This is a genomic window from Ancylobacter sp. Lp-2, from assembly GCF_020523795.1.
GTDB lineage: Bacteria > Pseudomonadota > Alphaproteobacteria > Rhizobiales > Xanthobacteraceae > Ancylobacter.
Genome location: NZ_JAJALI010000006.1, coordinates 205,563 through 221,458, shown reverse-complemented (window position 1 = coordinate 221,458; position 15,896 = coordinate 205,563). Strand labels below are relative to the sequence as shown.

The 15,896-nt window shown below is 67.5% G+C and carries 16 protein-coding genes, 1 tRNA gene and 1 pseudogene; 14 read left to right on the top strand and 4 right to left on the bottom strand.

Translation table 11 applies throughout. From position 1 onward, the window contains the following. Positions 1 to 6: 6 nt before the first annotated feature. The 3 genes from thiL to LGR54_RS16455 all read left to right on the top strand — a co-directional run bounded on the left by thiL (position 7) and on the right by LGR54_RS16455 (position 3,385). Positions 7 to 1,152, top strand: coding sequence for a thiamine-phosphate kinase (thiL, locus tag LGR54_RS16465; protein WP_230363073.1), 1,146 nt, complete (start codon positions 7 to 9; stop codon positions 1,150 to 1,152). Positions 1,153 to 1,259: 107 nt separating this feature from the next. Beyond that, positions 1,260 to 2,024, top strand: coding sequence for an ABC transporter substrate-binding protein (locus tag LGR54_RS16460; RefSeq protein WP_230363072.1), 765 nt, complete (start codon positions 1,260 to 1,262; stop codon positions 2,022 to 2,024). 104 nt (positions 2,025 to 2,128) lie between these two features. Then, on the top strand, positions 2,129 to 3,385 hold the full coding sequence (locus tag LGR54_RS16455) for an FAD-binding oxidoreductase (protein WP_230363071.1): 1,257 nt from the start codon (positions 2,129 to 2,131) through the stop codon (positions 3,383 to 3,385). 81 nt (positions 3,386 to 3,466) lie between these two features. Here the strand turns inward: LGR54_RS16455 and LGR54_RS16450 are convergent, their stop codons facing one another. Next, the gene (locus LGR54_RS16450) at positions 3,467 to 4,018 is read right to left on the bottom strand and encodes an outer membrane protein assembly factor BamE (protein ID WP_370638217.1); all 552 of its coding nucleotides are present in this window, start codon (positions 4,016 to 4,018) and stop codon (positions 3,467 to 3,469) included. Positions 4,019 to 4,210: 192 nt separating this feature from the next. On the opposite strand from LGR54_RS16450, the gene LGR54_RS16445 reads away from it, so the two are divergent. From LGR54_RS16445 to LGR54_RS16420, 6 genes and pseudogenes are all read left to right on the top strand, one after another. Beyond that, positions 4,211 to 4,771 (top strand): ubiquinol-cytochrome C chaperone family protein, encoded by a 561-nt coding sequence (locus LGR54_RS16445; protein ID WP_230363070.1) that lies wholly within the window; start codon positions 4,211 to 4,213, stop codon positions 4,769 to 4,771. After that, on the top strand, positions 4,768 to 5,304 hold the full coding sequence (locus LGR54_RS16440) for a DUF177 domain-containing protein (RefSeq protein ID WP_230363069.1): 537 nt from the start codon (positions 4,768 to 4,770) through the stop codon (positions 5,302 to 5,304). The genes LGR54_RS16445 and LGR54_RS16440 overlap by 4 nt, the downstream gene beginning before the upstream one ends. Before the next feature lie 130 nt (positions 5,305 to 5,434). After that, on the top strand, positions 5,435 to 6,517 hold the full coding sequence (plsX, locus tag LGR54_RS16435) for a phosphate acyltransferase PlsX (protein ID WP_230363206.1): 1,083 nt from the start codon (positions 5,435 to 5,437) through the stop codon (positions 6,515 to 6,517). Then, the gene (locus LGR54_RS16430) at positions 6,514 to 7,491 is read left to right on the top strand and encodes a beta-ketoacyl-ACP synthase III (protein ID WP_230363068.1); all 978 of its coding nucleotides are present in this window, start codon (positions 6,514 to 6,516) and stop codon (positions 7,489 to 7,491) included. The genes plsX and LGR54_RS16430 overlap by 4 nt, the downstream gene beginning before the upstream one ends. A gap of 112 nt (positions 7,492 to 7,603) precedes the next feature. Further along, positions 7,604 to 7,912, top strand: a complete 309-nt coding sequence (locus LGR54_RS16425) for an integration host factor subunit alpha (protein WP_230363067.1) — start codon at positions 7,604 to 7,606, stop codon at positions 7,910 to 7,912. 46 nt (positions 7,913 to 7,958) lie between these two features. Further along, positions 7,959 to 8,214: pseudogene (locus tag LGR54_RS16420) on the top strand (MerR family transcriptional regulator); the annotation flags it as partial. Positions 8,215 to 9,035: 821 nt separating this feature from the next. Here LGR54_RS16420 and LGR54_RS16415 read toward each other — a convergent pair. Then, positions 9,036 to 9,413, bottom strand: a complete 378-nt coding sequence (locus tag LGR54_RS16415; RefSeq protein WP_230363066.1) for a septal ring lytic transglycosylase RlpA family protein — start codon at positions 9,411 to 9,413, stop codon at positions 9,036 to 9,038. 461 nt (positions 9,414 to 9,874) lie between these two features. On the opposite strand from LGR54_RS16415, the gene LGR54_RS16410 reads away from it, so the two are divergent. Further along, positions 9,875 to 11,419, top strand: a complete 1,545-nt coding sequence (locus LGR54_RS16410; protein ID WP_255607659.1) for an aldehyde dehydrogenase family protein — start codon at positions 9,875 to 9,877, stop codon at positions 11,417 to 11,419. A gap of 49 nt (positions 11,420 to 11,468) precedes the next feature. On the opposite strand, the gene LGR54_RS16405 is transcribed toward LGR54_RS16410, so the two are convergent. Then, entirely contained in the window at positions 11,469 to 12,110 is a 642-nt protein-coding gene (locus LGR54_RS16405) for a nitroreductase (protein WP_230363065.1), read from the bottom strand. 127 nt (positions 12,111 to 12,237) lie between these two features. Here LGR54_RS16405 and LGR54_RS16400 point away from each other — a divergent pair, with 127 nt between their 5' ends. The 4 genes from LGR54_RS16400 (at position 12,238) to LGR54_RS16385 (ending at position 14,280) form a co-directional block, all read left to right on the top strand. Further along, positions 12,238 to 12,774: a GNAT family acetyltransferase gene (locus LGR54_RS16400; RefSeq protein ID WP_230363064.1), complete on the top strand. Its 537-nt coding sequence runs from the start codon at positions 12,238 to 12,240 to the stop codon at positions 12,772 to 12,774. A gap of 21 nt (positions 12,775 to 12,795) precedes the next feature. Beyond that, positions 12,796 to 12,873, top strand: a tRNA-Pro gene (locus LGR54_RS16395). 320 nt (positions 12,874 to 13,193) lie between these two features. Next, on the top strand, positions 13,194 to 13,850 hold the full coding sequence (locus LGR54_RS16390) for a hypothetical protein (protein ID WP_230363063.1): 657 nt from the start codon (positions 13,194 to 13,196) through the stop codon (positions 13,848 to 13,850). A 187-nt stretch (positions 13,851 to 14,037) separates the two neighbouring features. Further along, the gene (locus tag LGR54_RS16385) at positions 14,038 to 14,280 is read left to right on the top strand and encodes a hypothetical protein (RefSeq protein ID WP_230363062.1); all 243 of its coding nucleotides are present in this window, start codon (positions 14,038 to 14,040) and stop codon (positions 14,278 to 14,280) included. An 83-nt stretch (positions 14,281 to 14,363) separates the two neighbouring features. Here the strand turns inward: LGR54_RS16385 and LGR54_RS16380 are convergent, their stop codons facing one another. Next, positions 14,364 to 14,807 (bottom strand): DMT family transporter, encoded by a 444-nt coding sequence (locus tag LGR54_RS16380; RefSeq protein WP_230363061.1) that lies wholly within the window; start codon positions 14,805 to 14,807, stop codon positions 14,364 to 14,366. Between the last annotated feature and the right edge of the window lie 1,089 nt (positions 14,808 to 15,896).

The following is a 15,896-nucleotide window of genomic DNA, read 5'->3' as shown; positions in this document are numbered from 1 at the left end:
GCGATCATGGCGGACAGGCGGGAGGACGGCGGTTCCGGGACGGCCAAGGGCTCGCGGGGCACGTCCTCCGGGGCCAAGGCGTCCGGTGCCAATTCCTCGGGTGCCTGTGCCACTCCGGCCAATGCCTCCGCGACCAAGTCTTCGGGAGGCAAGTCTTCGGCAGGCAGGTCCTCCGGCGAGGACAAGCTGATCGCCCGCCTATTCGGGCCGCTCGCCACCCATCCCGGCGCGCTGGGCCTCACCGACGACGCCGCCTTCCTCGCCCCGCCGCACGGCCACGACCTCATCCTGACCAAGGACGCGCTGGTGGCCGGGGTGCATTTCTTCCCCGACGACCCGCCCGCGAGCATTGCCCGCAAGGCGATGCGGGTGAACCTCTCGGATCTCGCCGCCAAGGGTGCCCGTCCGCTCGGCGTGCTGCTCGCCTTCGCCATTCCGCCCGACATGGACGATGCCGCGCTCGACGCCTTCGCGCGCGGCATCGGCGAGGACGCCCGCGACTATGGCGCGCCACTGCTCGGGGGCGACACGGTGAAGACGCCCGGCCCGTTCACCATCTCGATCACCGCACTCGGCGCCGTGCCTTGCGGGACGATGGTGAAGCGCTCGGGTGCCAAAGCGGGGCAGGCGATCGTCGCGACCGGCACCATCGGCGACGGCGCGCTCGGCCTCGCGCTGCGGCTCAACCCGGACCGGCCGGGCTTCCAGGCGCTCGACGCGGCCGGCCGGGCCTTTCTCGCCGACCGCTATCTGCATCCGCGCCCGCGCCTCGCGCTCGCCGAAGCGCTGCGCGCCCATGCCAGCGCGGCGATGGACGTCTCGGACGGGCTGATCGGCGACGCCGAGAAGCTGCTGGCGGTCTCCGGCCTCGGCGGCGAGATCCGCGCCGGCGCGGTGCCGCTGAGCGCGGCCGCGCGCGCGGCGGTGGCCGCCGAGCCGGCGCTGATGGAGACGGTGCTCGCCGGCGGCGACGATTACGAGATCCTTGCCGTGGTGCCGCATGACCGGCTCGACGCGCTGAGCATGGTGGCGACCGCCGCCGGCTTCGGCCTCACCGAGATCGGCGCCACCCGGGCCGGCGCTGGGCTGGCCGTGACCGGGCCGGACGGCACGGAGCTGGCGCTCGCCCGCCGCAGCTTCAGTCATTTCTGAGGGTGACGGGCCGTCTCGGTCTTTCCGCCGATTGCCCGTGACATCGCGCCGCCCTAGCTTGCGCGCTGACGAGCCTTCCGGCACGTCCAACCGAGGGGGCTTTCCCAATGAAGATCGCCAGACTATTCGCCGCCGTCGCCGTGTTCGCCCTGACCGCCGCCACCGCGCAGGCGCAGACGAAGACCGTCCGCATCGGCACCGAGGGCGCCTACCCGCCCTTCAACTCGGTCGATTCGTCCGGCCAGCTGGTCGGCTTCGACATCGATGTCGCCAAGGCGCTGTGCGAGAAGATGAAGGTGGAATGCACCTTCGTCGCCCAGGATTGGGACGGCATCATCCCGGCGCTGCTGTCCAAGAAGTTCGACGCCATCGTCGCCTCGATGTCGATCACCGACGAGCGCAAGGAGAAGGTGGCCTTCACGGTTCCCTACTACCAGACCCCCGGCAGCGTCATCGCGCCGAAGGACACCAAGATCACCGACATCTCGCCGGCCGGGCTGAAGGGCAAGACCGTCGGCACGCAGTCCTCGACCACGGCGGCGGTGTATCTGGAAGAGAAGTACAAGGACTCGGAGATCAAGCTCTACCCGACCCAGGACGAGGCCAATGCCGACCTCGCCGCCGGCCGGCTCGACGCCATCCTGGCCGACAAGTTCGTGCTCTATGAATGGCTGGAGAAGAGCAGCGACGGCAAGTGCTGCAAGTTCCTCGGCGCCGACCTGAAGGACGTCAATCCGCAGGGCACCGGCATCGCCGTGCGCAAGGAAGACAACGAGCTGCGCGAGGCGCTGAACAAGGCGATCCAGGAGATCGTCGCCGACGGCACCTACAAGAAGATCAACGCAAAGTACTTCCCCTTCGACATCTACTGAGCCGGCAGGCTTGCGATTAACGGCGCGGCGGCTCGCGGGCCGCCGTGCCGGTTTCCTTCTCGGCAGTCCGGCGCGTTCGTGCCGGCCAGTGGACGGTGTCTCTCATGAAAGTCGATACGCTCGTGCTCGGTGCCGGCATCGTCGGCACCAGCGTGGCGCTCAATCTCAAGCTGCGCGGGCAGGCGGTGGCTCTGGTCGACCGGCGCGGGCCGGGCGAGGAGACCTCCTACGGCAATGCCGGCCTCGTCGAGCGCTCCTCGATCTATCCGGTGGCGTTCCCGCGCGACCTCAAGGCGCTGATGGACGTGGCGCTCGGGCGCAACCCGGCGGCCAATTACCACTGGGACGCGCTGCCCGGGTTGGTGCCCTGGATGTACGCCTATTGGAAGGCCTCGGCGCCGGAGCGCATCCTCGCCTATGCCCGCACCATGGAAACGCTGCTGCGCCACAGCCTCGACGAGCATGCCCGGCTGGCGGCGCTCGCCGGGGCCGAGCATTATTTCCGCGAGGGCGGCTGGTTGAAGCTCTACCGCACGCCGGAAGGGCTCGACAACGAGCGCAAGGAATTCCCGCTGGCGCGGCAATACGGCCTCTCCATGCGCGAGCTCGGTGTGGACGAGGCGCTGGCGCTGGAGCCGGATCTGAGGCCGGATTTCACCAGCGCGGTGATCTGGACCGACCCGCATTCGGTCTCCAGCCCCGGCGGCGTCACCGGCGCCTATGCGCGGCATTTCGCGGCGCTGGGCGGCGTGCTCCGGATCGGCGACGCGCGCGGCCTGGTGCGCCTCGGCACCGGCTGGGCGATGTCGACCGCCGACGGCCTCGTGGAGGCGCGCGAGGTGGTGGTGGCGCTGGGGCCGTGGGCGGATGACGTGCTGCGCCCCTTCGGCGTGCGGCTGCCGCTGGCGGTGAAGCGCGGCTACCACATGCATTATCGCGGCGAGGGCGGGGCGAAGCTGTCGCGGCCGGTGCTCGACGAGGAGGGCGGCTATGTCATCACCCCGATGGAGCTCGGCATCCGCCTGACCACCGGCGTCGAGTTCGCCCGCCGCGACGCCCGCAAGACGCCGGTGCAGCTGGAGCGCACCGAGGCGGTCGCCCGCAAGCTGTTCCCGCTCGGCGCCCGCGTCGAGGCCGAGCCGTGGATGGGCTGCCGGCCAGCCTTCCCGGACATGCTGCCGGCGATCGGCCCGGCGAGCGGGGCGGGCGGCGAGAAGGTGAGGGGGCTGTGGCTCGCCATCGGGCACCAGCATCTCGGCTTCACACTCGGCCCGATCAGCGGGCGGCTCGTCGCCGAGATGATGAGCGGCGAGACGCCGGCGGTCGACGTCGCGCCGTTCGCGCCGTCGCGCTTCGGCTGAACGCCAAAGCCGGGCGCTTCCGCGCCGGGGGAGCGTACCAGCAGGGGTGTCCGGGCCGGAGAGGCCGGCCCGGATCCGACTCTAGTCGTTGCTCGGGCCGCCGAGCGCCGAGGTGAAGATCTGGCCGAGCACCGACAGCTCGTTGCCGCCGGTCGGGGTGGTGCGCGAGACGAAGTCGAACACCTTGCCGTCCTTCAGGCCATAGTCGGCGATGCGGGTGACGCGCTTGTCCTTGGGGTCGAAATAGATCGCCAGCACCCGCTGCTCGATCACCTCCGGCCGCATGAACATCACCTTCTTGGTCTTCTGCGAGATGTAATAGAACACCTCGCCATCGACGGTGGCGACGGTGGAGGGGGTGCCGAGCACCAGCAGCACCTGCTCCTGGCTGGAGCCGATCGGAATCTGGTCGAGCGCGCCGGGGGTGGCGACATAGCCGCGTTGCTGCTCGGTGACGAAGCTCGACGGCGTGCGGGCGAGGCCCATATTGGAGGTCGCCACCGGCATGTCGGCACAGGCGGCGAGGCCGGCGCAGATGACGGCGACGCCGCTAACCCCGGCGAGGCGCGCGGGCCATTGCCCGATGCGTCCGGTCCGTTGGTCCGCCTGCCGTCGCTCAAACCGCACTGCCATTCATCCTACTCCTGTGCACGATCTCGCACATCGTCCCGCGCAAAAAGCACAGGCTGCCGCCGTGAGGCAACGGGAAATCCCCGTCCGGGCCTGCCAGCAGGCTTGCCAGCGGTTCACACCCGCGCTAACCCGCCTCGATGCGGCGCCATGCGCGGCGGCAATGAGGCCGAGGCAACGGGACAGGGGCTCGCCATGATCCTGCGATTCTTCCGCCGGGACGACGGACGCGAGACCATCCAGCGGCTCTATGGCGTGATCGTGGCGCAATCGCGCGATCCGGCCTATTACACAGACTATGGCGTCGCCGACAGCATTGCCGGTCGCTTCGAGATGATCCTTCTGCATGCCTTCCTGCTGTTTCATCGCCTCAAGGACGAGGGCGAGGCGGGCAAGGAGCTGGGCCAGCGGGTGTTCGACGCCTTCTGCCGCGACATGGACGCCAATCTGCGCGAGATGGGCGTCGGCGACCTCACGGTGCCGAAGAAGATGAAGAAGGTGGCCTCGGCTTTCTATGGCCGCGCCGGCGTCTATGATGCCGCGCTCGCGGCCGAGGACGGCGCGCTGGCCGAGGCGCTGCTGCGCAACGTCTACGCTTCAGTGCCGGAGCGCCAGGCCGAGGCCGCGGCGCTGGCGGTGCGGTTGCGCCAATTGGTGGCGGCGCTCAAGGCGACGCCGTTCGAGACTTTTGCGCGCGGCGAGCTGCCCTTGCCGGCCGTCGGCGCACCCAGCTTCGTGGAGAACACATCATCATGAGCGATGCGGCCCCCCTGACCCATCCCGTCCTCGTCGCCACCCTTCCCGATGACGGCACGACGGTGAAGCTCGCGCCAGACGAGGCGACGCGCGCGGCGCTGGCCAAGGATTTCGGCATTGTCGGCATTCCCAGGCTCACCGCCACGGTGAAGCTGATCCCGCAGCGCGGCGGCGTGCGGGTGGAGGGCCATGTGGACGCCGTGGTGCGGCAGAACTGCGTCGTCACGCTCGAGGATTTCGACGCCCCGGTGAGCGAGGACATCGAGATGAGCTTCGCGCCGGCCGCGAAGCTGCCGGAAATCCGGCCCGGCCAGGAGATCGAGGTGAGCGAGCAGGACATGCCCGATCCGATCGTCGACGGCGTCATCGATGTCGGCGCGGTGGTGGCGGAATTCCTGGCGCTGGGGCTCGACCCCTATCCGCGCAAGCCGGGGGTGGCGTTCGAGACGCCGGCCGAGCCGGGGCCGGAGGAAGCCTCGCCCTTCGCCGCGCTCGCCCGGCTGAAGAAGACCGAGGGCAGCGGCGACATCTGAGCCGAAAGTTGCTCCATGGCGGCGAGCCGCTATTGTCACGCGCCCGCAACTGGGGCATGCCCTCATGTCCCGGCGGCGGGCCACGCCCGGCCTGTGCCGACCCTGAATGAACGAGACCAGTAGCCGCTTCATGTCATCGCCCGTAAGAATCGCGCTCGACGTCATGGGGGGAGACCACGGCGCCGACGTCGTGCTTCCCGGCGCCGCCGTCGCGCTGACGCGGCACCCGGACATCCGCTATCTGCTGTTCGGCGACGAGGCGAAGATCCGCGCGATCCTCGCCCAGCATCCCAAGCTCGCCGCCGCGAGCACCGTGTTCCACACCGACGTCGTCGTCACCATGGAGGACAAGCCGAGCCAGGCGCTTCGGCGCGGCCGCAAGGTCTCCTCCATGTGGAAGGCCATCGACGCGGTGCGGCTCGGCGAGGCCGATTGCGCGGTCTCGGCCGGCAATACCGGCGCGCTGATGGCGATGGCCAAGGTCAACCTGAAGACCATGGCCGGCATTTCCCGCCCCGCCATCGCCTGCCTGTGGCCGACGCTGCGCGGCGAGAGCGTGGTGCTCGACGTCGGCGCCTCGATCGGCGCCACCGCCCAGCATCTCGTCGACATGGCGGTGATGGGCGCGGCGATGGCGCGCATCGTCTTCGACATGGAGACGCCGAAGGTCGGGCTGCTCAATGTCGGCGTCGAGGAGATCAAGGGCGTCGAGGAGGTCAAGGAGGCCGGGGCGACGCTCAGGGCCGCCGAGCATCCCGGGCTCGACTATCGCGGCTTCGTCGAGGGCAACGACATCGGCCGCGGCGTGGTCGACGTGGTGGTGACCGAGGGCTTCTCCGGCAACATCGCGCTGAAGACCGCCGAGGGCACCGCCAAGCAGTTCGCCGAGCTGCTGCGCGGGGTGATGCGTTCCAGCCTGATGGCGAAGATCGGCTATCTGTTCGCCCGCGGCGCCTTCGCGCTGCTGCGGGAGAAGCTCGACCCGCGCAAGTCGAATGGCGGCGTGTTCCTCGGGCTCAACGGCGTGGTGATCAAGAGCCACGGCGGTACCGACGCCGAGGGCTTCGCCTCGGCCATCGACATCGGCTACGACATGGTGCGCTACCAATTGCTGTCGCGCATCGAGGCCGGCATCAAGGGGCGGCCGCGCGCGGCCGGGGCTTCGCCGGAAGCGGACGGGGCCAACGCGGCAGAATTGCAGGTTTCATCGTGAGCAGCTTGACTTCAGTGGTGCGTGGCGTCGGCGCCTATCTGCCGGCGCGGACCCTCACCAATGCCGACCTCGCCCAGATGGTCGACACCTCCGACGAATGGATCGTCCAGCGCACCGGCATCCGCGAGCGGCATATCGCCGCCGAGGACGAGGTGACGAGCGACCTCGCCATCAAGGCGGCGCGGGCGGCGCTCGACGATGCCGGCCTCACGCCGGACGACATCGACCTCATTGTGCTCGCCACCTCGACGCCGGACAACACCTTCCCCGCCTCGGCGGTGACGGTGCAGGCCGGACTCGGCATCACCCGCGGCGCCGCCTTCGACGTGCAGGCGGTGTGCTCGGGCTTCGTCTACGCTCTGGCGACCGCCGACAATTTCCTGAAGGCCGGCAGCTTCCGCCGGGCGCTGGTGATAGGGGCCGAGACCTTCTCGCGCATCCTCGACTGGTCGGACCGCACCACCTGCGTGCTGTTCGGCGACGGCGCCGGCGCGCTGGTGCTGGAGGCGGTGCTGGCGAGCGGCGCGCCCGACGAGCGCGGCGTGCTCACCACGCATCTGCGCTCGGACGGCCGCCACAAGCACAAGCTCTATGTCGATGGCGGCGTCTCCTCGACCAAGACCACCGGTTTCCTGCGCATGGAAGGCCGCGAGGTGTTCCGCCACGCGGTCGGCATGATCACCGACGTCATCACCGACGCCTACAACGCCACCGGCATCGATTCGTCGACCATCGACTGGTTCGTGCCGCATCAGGCCAATCGCCGCATCATCGATGCCAGCGCGGTGAAGCTCGGCATCGCGCCGGAGAAGGTGGTGCTCACCGTCGACGTGCACGGCAACACCTCCGCCGCCTCGATTCCGCTGGCGCTGGCCACGGCGGCGCGGGACGGGCGGATCAAGGCCGGCGACGTGGTGCTGCTGGAGGCGATGGGCGGCGGCTTTACCTGGGCATCGGCGCTGGTTCGCTGGTAGGTTGTCGCTGCGGCCGGTGGCTGCGCGCGCGCGCCCCGTTGACCTGTGCGGGCGACGGCGCCTAGGTTGACACAGGGCAGCGCCACAACACGAAGAAGGCGGAGACGGGGCAATGGCAGGTCGGACGATCACGCGCGCGGATCTTTGCGAGGCGGTGTACCAGCGTGTGGGGCTGTCGCGGACCGAATCCGCCTCGCTGGTCGAGACGGTGCTGTCGGAAATCGCCGATTGCGTGGCCAAGGGCGAGACGGTGAAGCTGTCCTCCTTCGGCTCCTTCGTGGTGCGCCAGAAGGGCGAACGCATCGGCCGCAACCCGAAGACCGGCGAGGAAGTGCCGATCGCGCCCCGCCGCGTCATGGTGTTCAAGCCGTCCAACATCCTCAAGCAGCAGATCAACGGCGAAGACGTCACCGAAGAGTGAGTCGCGCCGCGTCGTTCGTGTGAGCTGAAGGGAGGGAACCCTCGCCGTGGAGAAGAGCCCGGACGCCTTCCGCACCATCAGCGAGGTCGCCGACGAGCTCGATCTGCCGCAGCACGTGCTGCGTTTCTGGGAGACCAAGTTCCCGCAGATCCGTCCGTTGAAGCGCGGCGGCGGTCGCCGCTATTACCGGCCGGATGACGTCGAGCTTCTGCGCGGCATCCAGCATTTGCTCTATGGCGAGGGCTACACGATCCGCGGGGTGCAGCGCATCCTCAAGGAGGAAGGGCCGCGCTACGTGCAGGCGGTGCTGCGCGAGGCGATGGAAGGCGGGCAAGGCCCGCGCACCGTTGCCGCGCCGGCCGGCGGGGACGACGAGGGCGAGGCGCAGGAAGGCAAGGCCGCTGCCGGCCGGTCCTCGCTGAGCGGGTTCTTCGGCCTGCTGCCGGGGCGTCGCGGCGGCGCACCGCGCGACGACGAGCCGGAGCGGGCGGCGGCACGCAAGCCGGCCCGGCGCCGATCCTCCGAAGACGAACCGAATTTCCTCGACATGCCGCTGCTGCCGGATATCGAGCCGCATCCGGGCGGGCCGCGTCATGCGGAGCCACGGCATGGTGAGCCGCGCCATATCGAGCCGCGCTTCGATGCGCCGCGCGCGGAATCGCACCCGCAGCATCCGCGCGAGGTGGAGCCGCGTTTCGACGACGAGGACGAGGATGACGGGCCGTCCTTTCCGTTCCGCGGCGTCGGCGGCGAGCCGGAAGCTCCCTTCGGCGCCCCGCGTCATGCCGAGCGGTACCCGGCCGAGCCGTATCCTCAAGAATCGCCGGAGCCGTTCCCGGTGCCGCCGCTGCCCGCTTATGTGCCGCCGGCCCCGGTGCGCGAGGAGGCGCCGTCGCGGCTGACCTCGTTCCGCCCGCTGGAGGGGCCGGAGGACGGCCTGTCTGAGGAGCAGGTGCGCGAGCTCAAGGCGGCGCTCGTCGATCTCGAGGAGTGCTATCGCCTGCTGATGGAAGCCCGCCGGGGCGAGGTCTGAGCGCGTTTCGCACGCGGCTCAGGAACCATCGTCCCGGCCAGGCGTTCACATAAGAACGTCACGCCACGGCCGTCAGTTGACCCAAGGCCTTCAATTGACCACGGCGAGATCGACCCTCGCGACCCCGCGCGAGCGGAAGCCGAGGCTTTCCGCAGCGGCAGTCGAGACATCGATGACGCGACCGCGGATGAAGGGGCCGCGATCGTTGATGCGCACGACGACCGACCGGCCATTGGCCGTGTTGGTCACCCGCACCTTGGTGCCGAAAGGCAGGGTGCGATGCGCGGCGGTGAGGGCCTGAGCGTTGTGGCGCTCACCGTTGGCGGTGCGTCCGCCATAGCCGTAATAGGACGCCATCCCACTGGTGGCGGCCGGTCTTTTCACGCTTGCCGAGTTTGCTGAAGCAGCATTGCCGCTGGCGGCGAAGATGATCGCGGCGGTCAGTGTCGCGCCGGCGATCCGTCCCATTCCCCAAGCCGTCAATACCTCTGTCCTTCTCCTGTTGCATCCAGGAGATTCGGATGCAAAAGGAGTGCGGCGTGAGGACAGCTATTTCGTGTCGGGAATGTGATTTCGCGAATCTGTCCATGGATCTTTTCATGGATAATTCGTCGGCGAACAGGGACATACTGACAGTGTTCGTGACCTATTGTCGAGGCTGTTCGTGACCCTGATGTGGGTTATACGCAGGCAAGATGCAAGACATCATCGCGGTGAATTCTTATCCTGCCGCAGAGTGAAAATGGCGGATTTTTCTTCGTCGCGCCGCCACCGCCGCGCCCCTCATCGCGGCTAACCTACCGCAGGGGCAGGCTTTCCGGCTCATCCTCCCGCAGCATGGATTTGTGCCGCCCAGCGGTGCTATGCACGCGGCCAATCCAGGCGTGCCGGATCGCGGCCCGCCGATGGCGCTTGCGAGGAGCATGATCATGACGGCGAAAATCAACGCAGCCCTCGGCCCGGTCGCCGGCGAGGTGGCGGACCTGCTCGGCTCGCTCGGCGTCGACCCGGCGCTGTGGCAGGACGGTGGCCGTGCGGTGCACTCGCCGGTCACCGGCGAGGTGGTGGCGCATGTCGCCGAGGCGAGCCCGGCCGATGTCGGCGCGGCGGTGGAGCGCTCCGTCGCGGCCTTCCACGCCTGGCGCACCGTGCCGGCGCCGCGCCGCGGCGAGCTGGTGCGCCTGCTCGGCGAGGAACTGCGTACCCACAAGGTGGCGCTCGGCCGCATCGTCACGCTGGAAGCCGGCAAGATCGTCTCCGAGGGCCTCGGCGAGGTGCAGGAGATGATCGACATCTGCGACTTCGCCGTCGGCGTGTCGCGCCAGCTCTACGGCCTCACCATCGCCTCCGAGCGCCCCGGCCACCGGATGATGGAGACCTGGCACCCGGTCGGCCCGGTCGGCATCATCACCGCTTTCAACTTCCCGGTCGCGGTGTGGTCGTGGAACGCGGCGCTGGCGCTGGTCTGCGGCAACAGTCTGCTGTGGAAGCCCTCCGAGAAGACCCCGCTCACCGCGCTCGCCGTGCAGGCGCTGTTCGAGCGCGCCGCCGCCGCCTTCGGCGATGCGCCGGAAGGCCTGTCGCAGGTGCTGGTGGGCGGCGGCGAGATCGGCTCGTCGCTGGTCGACGACGCCCGCGTGCCGGTGATCTCCGCCACCGGCTCCACCCGCATGGGCCGCATCGTCGGCGAGCGGGTGGCCAAGCGCTTCGGCCGTTCGATCCTGGAACTCGGCGGCAACAACGCCGCCATCGTCTGCCCCTCGGCCGATCTCGACCTCACGCTGCGCGGCATCGCCTTCGCCGCCATGGGCACCGCCGGCCAGCGCTGCACCTCGCTGCGCCGCCTCATCGTCAATGAGGGCGTCTATGAGGAGCTGGTGCCGCGCCTGGCCAAGGCCTATGGCTCGGTGACCATCGGCGATCCCCGTGCGGACGGCACGCTGATCGGCCCGCTGATCGACAAGGCGGCCTATGAGGGCATGCAGGCGGCGCTCGACAAGGCCCGTGCCGCCGGCGCCACCGTGCATGGCGGCGAGCGCGTGGCGGTGGCCGGCGCCGACGACGCCTATTACGTCCGCCCGGCGCTGGTGGAGATCGACGAACAGGTCGACGTGGTGAAGCACGAGACCTTCGCGCCGATCCTCTATGTGCTGCGGGTCGGCGGCCTCACCGAGGCGATCGCGCTGCAGAACGGCGTGCCGCAGGGCCTGTCCTCCTCGATCTTCACCAATGACATGCGCGAGGCCGAGACCTTCATGTCGGCGGAAGGCTCGGATTGCGGCATCGCCAATGTGAATATCGGCCCGTCCGGCGCCGAGATCGGCGGCGCTTTCGGCGGCGAGAAGGAGACCGGCGGCGGCCGCGAGGCGGGCTCCGACGCCTGGAAGGCCTATATGCGGCGGGCCACCAACACGATCAACTACTCGCGCACCCTGCCGCTGGCGCAGGGCGTCTCCTTCGACGTCGAGGGTTGATCGCGCGGGCTTAGGGGCCGGGCCTCATCGGCCCGGTCTCACGTCGAGCTTACACCTCCGCCGGCTGCCAGCGGCTGACCACGCTGGTGGCGTCCGGGCGCGGCCGGTCCGGGCTGTCGACCGTCGGCCGGCCGATATGGATGAAGCCGGCGACCGTCTCGCCGGCCTCGACGCCGGCGAGCGCCGCCGCCTCGCGGTCGCGGCCCGGCCATTTCAGCAGCCATTGCGAGGCAAGGCCGAGCGCGCTCGCCGCCACGGTCAGCGCCATGCCGGCGGCGCCGGCGGAGAGCTGCTGGTTCCATTCCGGCACCTTGGCGGCCGGATCGGGCCGGCTCACCACCACCACGGTGAGCGGCGCGCGCATCAGATACAGCGTCCACATATCGGCCTTGGCGGCGGGTAGGTCCGGATTCTGCCGCGCATAGAGCTGATCGAGCCGGGCGCCGAGCGCGGCCCGCGCCTCGCCCTCGATGACGATGAAGCGCCAGGGCACCAGCCGGCCGTGATCGGGCACCCGCAGCGCCAGCCGGAACAGCAGGTCGAGCTCCTCTTCCGTAAGCGCCGGTCCGCCGAGGTTGCGCAGCGGCGCCGAACGGCGCGCCGCGAGCCGCTCGATCATCGGTTCCAGCGCCGGCGGCGGCACGAAACCGGGATCGCGGACGAGCTCGGCGGTCGCGTGTTCATGGGCCATGGCGGGTCTCCGGTCGGTGGCGGCGGCGCGACTATACACGAGGCGCGGCGGGCAGGGTGGCGGGACGCGGTACTTGAAGACCCGGCGAGGCGCGCTAGTTGGCCAGGGGTCAACGGAGCCCCTCCCCATGAGCTTTCTCATCCGTGCCGTCTTCGCCGTCGCCGCCTGCGCCCTGATGGCGGTGGCGGCGGTGCTGCTGGTCTACGCCCCCTATACGGCGCTGCGCGAGGGGCTCGGCGGCGACACGCTGGTGCATGAGGCGCTGCTCAACATCGTCGGCTATCTCATCGTCGCCATCGCGCTGTTCGACGTCGCCAAATATTTCTTCGAGGAGGAAGTACCGGCCGGGCGGGAGAAGCGCACCGCCGCCGACGCGCGGCGCGGGCTGACCAAGTTTCTCTCCACCATCATCATCGCCATCTTCCTCGAGGCGCTGGTGCTGCTGTTCGAGACCGCGCGCGAGGAGATCTCGCAGGTGATCTACCCGGCGCTGCTGGTGGGGATCGGCTGCGTGGCGCTGGTGTCGCTCGGCCTGTTCCAGCGCTTCAGCGCCTCGGTGGAACGGCAGGTGGGGCCGGAACGGGGCCCGCCGGCGCCGGTGCCCGCAGAGATATCCCATGGCGAGATCCCGGCGCCGCTTGCATCGCCGGGATCAAATCGCTAGAGAGACAGCGCCTCACGGCGTCGGAGCGTAGCGCAGCCTGGTTAGCGCACTAGTCTGGGGGACTAGGGGTCGGAGGTTCAAATCCTCTCGCTCCGACCATTTATCCAAGAAAAATCAAAATCTTGCGAAGGGCGCCGGCGTACTTTGCCGTGTCCCCACCCCCTCCCGGGGCATGCTAGGCGCGCGAGATCCCTCCCCAAAAACTGTCGATTCACCAGCAATACCGGGATGCATCGCCCGTGAAGGTGCATTTGCGCCTGGAACGCTGCGACCCACAAAATTGGGGCATGGGGCGATTCGCGCCCCGGCGCGGGGGCGCGTGTCAGTAGGCAATCGAAAGTACCATCGGACACTCCCGGCGGCGATGTTGCTCGTGGCCGCACGGATTGTCGCGATGACGCTTAACGGGTTCTTTTAAGATGAGTTCTGGAGATGTCGCCGCGTGGATGCAGTTTCTTGGCGCGATGCTGGCGATCGCATTTGCGTGGTGGCAGGCAAGGAGAGACGGGCGGGTCCGTGAAGCTGAAGCGAGGGCGTCGGCAGAGGCGGAGAGGATGCAGCGCATAATTAATTATCGCATTGCCGAAGATCTTTTCAGAATCGTAGTCAGGCAGCAATTTGATGCCGCTGTGGCAATAATGAACGATCGTGGATCCAATTTTTTTAATGGTGATATAATTAGTTATATAGATGCCACGTTAAAAAAATTGGACGATATCATTTTGGCTCTATTGCCTAACAGTAACTGTGCGATTGATGTGCAGCAGATGAGGCATTATGCATATGCGTCTCGTGCTCAAGTTGTGATGGCTGGGGAAGTTCATGGTGTTGCTGAGAAAAGTGCCTGTCTTAAGTCGTTGTTGAATAATTTGTCGACCCACATAGATTATGCTTTTATTGATCGCGGCGATGAAGGCCCGCGGGTGGATAAAGATCATGAAATCCGCGCTCGCTGGCGCTGGAGAAAAGGGATCAATCCAGGAGGTTTGCGCGAGGCATATCGAATCGCGAAACTGAAATTTCCCAAATCTGGAAACAAGAGAGCGCCTTCTGACGAAGCCGTGGAGGCGTTGTAGTCCCCAAGAGCCGCTTTTGCGGACGATGTCTGCGTCGATACGCCCGCCGGTTGGCGGGGGGGGGGCGAGCGAAGAGGCAGAGCCGGCGCGAAAGCTGGGACAACTCCGGCAAGGCGGATGCCCCTACGGGATGGAACCTGCGCCGGCGCCATGCGTTAACATAAATCGACCGCAGGGAGGCTCTGCTATGGATCGCACATCCGTCGCCATTCCCGCAATTCGTGTGCATGCCGGGTCGGCGACTTTCGACATCACCACGCTGGAAGAAGCTCTCGCCTTCGCCCGGGCCAATCCCCACCGCAAGGGCGACTATGATGGTCTCATCCGTCGGCTGCAAAGCGCGGCCGATCCGGACGACGTCCTGGAGGCCGGCAACGCCTTTGTGTGGTGGGCGGAATCAAACGACCTGGTGGGCGAGCGGGGGCACTAGGCTCTCACGCTTCGCCCCATGCCGTGCCGGCCCGCCGCGGGCGTCCTCGCGGGTGAGGGCCGTCGAGCGGGTCGGGCCGGCGCCTATGATTTCTGAATCAGGAAAACGCCGGCGACGAGCAGCGCCACGCCGGCGAGGCGGGCCATGGACACGCTCTGCTGCGGCAGGCCGAGGATGCCGTAATGGTCGAATGCCAGCGATCCCAGCATCTGGCCGACGACGATCAGCGCCAGCGTCGTGGCGGCTCCAACGCGCGGAACGGCAAAGATCACCGCAAGGATGAATACTGCGCCGAACAGGCCGCCCGACCAGGACCACCATGATGTCCGGTTGATGGCGGTCGCGGACGGCAAGGAACTGCCGGTCGCCAGCAGCACGGTAATCATGACGAGCATGCCGACGGCATAGCTGACGAACCCCGCCCAATAGGGCGAACCGAGATCCGCGCGCAGATTAGCGTTGAGCACCTGCTGGAAGGCGACGGCGATGCCTGCGCCTATCACGATGGCATAGAGAATCAGGTTCATGGCAGCAGCATATCGCGGGGCACGGGCCATGGCCGCGGACCGTCGTGCCGATCAGGACGATGCGGCGCAGGACGATGGTGGAATGCCGGCGAAAATATTTCGAGATCTTCTACCGTAAGCTGCCGAATACCACCGAAAACTATTGGATGAGAATGATAATAACCTCATAGGTGAAAATTAAAATCGCCAATAAATTAGGAGGAAAATGTGCCAAATCTCACTCTTGCTAGTCCTGTGAAGGTGTTGACCATTTGGGAGGGCGATGTTGTCGCCACGCTCGCTGAAGCCGTGGAGATGGTCGACGAAAACCCGTCCTGGCATGTCCAGATTCCCTCTGATTTCGCCCCCCTTGGTGGAAATATTCTTGGCCCCAATCAGGTCAGGGAGCTCGTAAGGTCGCTCGCCCGACAATAGGCATGACGTCCCGGCCGAAGAGGTCGGGACGTTCGTCTCGGCGCGGCAGCTCCGCGCCAGGCCGGGCGAGTGCTTCCGCTGCCCGACAATGGCAGAGGGTAGCGGAGATCTTGCGTAATTCGGGGGGAGGCCCGCACCATTGTCGTCGCGCCCACGGGCATTGCCGGCCTGAGGCTATTCGCCGGATTTACGCGAATTTAAGACATCATCCGAATCGAGATTCTCTTGGCAACTGTGAAGGAGCGTGAAATCCTTCTTCCAGAAGGGAGTGACGAATGCTTGATTCGAGTGATCGCACGAATATCCACTTGGACCGCCATGCCTATGTGAGGTTCGTCTCCTATGGCGCTCCTGCCCAGCGGCCCGCCTTCACCACGAGGCTGGCCTCTCTTCGCCATCTTCCCCGCGAGTACCATTACATTGCCGAATCGAAGAACTTCGCGGTCCTCGGCATCTGGGTCGACGGGATCGGGAGGGTGAGCGGCAATGCGGCTGAAACCTTCGTAAGAACGGTGGCCCGCAGAGTGGCGGAGACGGGCCCCGCTTAGCGGCAGTATTTGCCGCTTGCCGGATCAATACCTGCCTGCGCGGCGGCGTGTGGCCGGTTGCTGAATGTCGACGTCGTGAAACGAAGGTGCGACGGGACAGGACGTGCGGCCGAAGACTTTTGCTTGC

Bases quoted from the DNA above. Each gene is read 5' to 3' on its own strand.
- thiL (WP_230363073.1), top strand. From the start codon at position 7: ATGGCGGACAGGCGGGAGGACGGCGGTTCCGGGACGGCCAAGGGCTCG.
- LGR54_RS16460 (WP_230363072.1), top strand. From the start codon at position 1,260: ATGAAGATCGCCAGACTATTCGCCGCCGTCGCCGTGTTCGCCCTGACC.
- LGR54_RS16455 (WP_230363071.1), top strand. From the start codon at position 2,129: ATGAAAGTCGATACGCTCGTGCTCGGTGCCGGCATCGTCGGCACCAGC.
- LGR54_RS16450 (WP_370638217.1), bottom strand. From the start codon at position 4,018: ATGGCAGTGCGGTTTGAGCGACGGCAGGCGGACCAACGGACCGGACGC.
- LGR54_RS16445 (WP_230363070.1), top strand. From the start codon at position 4,211: ATGATCCTGCGATTCTTCCGCCGGGACGACGGACGCGAGACCATCCAG.
- LGR54_RS16440 (WP_230363069.1), top strand. From the start codon at position 4,768: ATGAGCGATGCGGCCCCCCTGACCCATCCCGTCCTCGTCGCCACCCTT.
- plsX (WP_230363206.1), top strand. From the start codon at position 5,435: ATGTCATCGCCCGTAAGAATCGCGCTCGACGTCATGGGGGGAGACCAC.
- LGR54_RS16425 (WP_230363067.1), top strand. From the start codon at position 7,604: ATGGCAGGTCGGACGATCACGCGCGCGGATCTTTGCGAGGCGGTGTAC.
- LGR54_RS16415 (WP_230363066.1), bottom strand. From the start codon at position 9,413: ATGGGACGGATCGCCGGCGCGACACTGACCGCCGCGATCATCTTCGCC.
- LGR54_RS16410 (WP_255607659.1), top strand. From the start codon at position 9,875: ATGACGGCGAAAATCAACGCAGCCCTCGGCCCGGTCGCCGGCGAGGTG.
- LGR54_RS16405 (WP_230363065.1), bottom strand. From the start codon at position 12,110: ATGGCCCATGAACACGCGACCGCCGAGCTCGTCCGCGATCCCGGTTTC.
- LGR54_RS16400 (WP_230363064.1), top strand. From the start codon at position 12,238: ATGAGCTTTCTCATCCGTGCCGTCTTCGCCGTCGCCGCCTGCGCCCTG.
- LGR54_RS16390 (WP_230363063.1), top strand. From the start codon at position 13,194: ATGAGTTCTGGAGATGTCGCCGCGTGGATGCAGTTTCTTGGCGCGATG.
- LGR54_RS16385 (WP_230363062.1), top strand. From the start codon at position 14,038: ATGGATCGCACATCCGTCGCCATTCCCGCAATTCGTGTGCATGCCGGG.
- LGR54_RS16380 (WP_230363061.1), bottom strand. From the start codon at position 14,807: ATGAACCTGATTCTCTATGCCATCGTGATAGGCGCAGGCATCGCCGTC.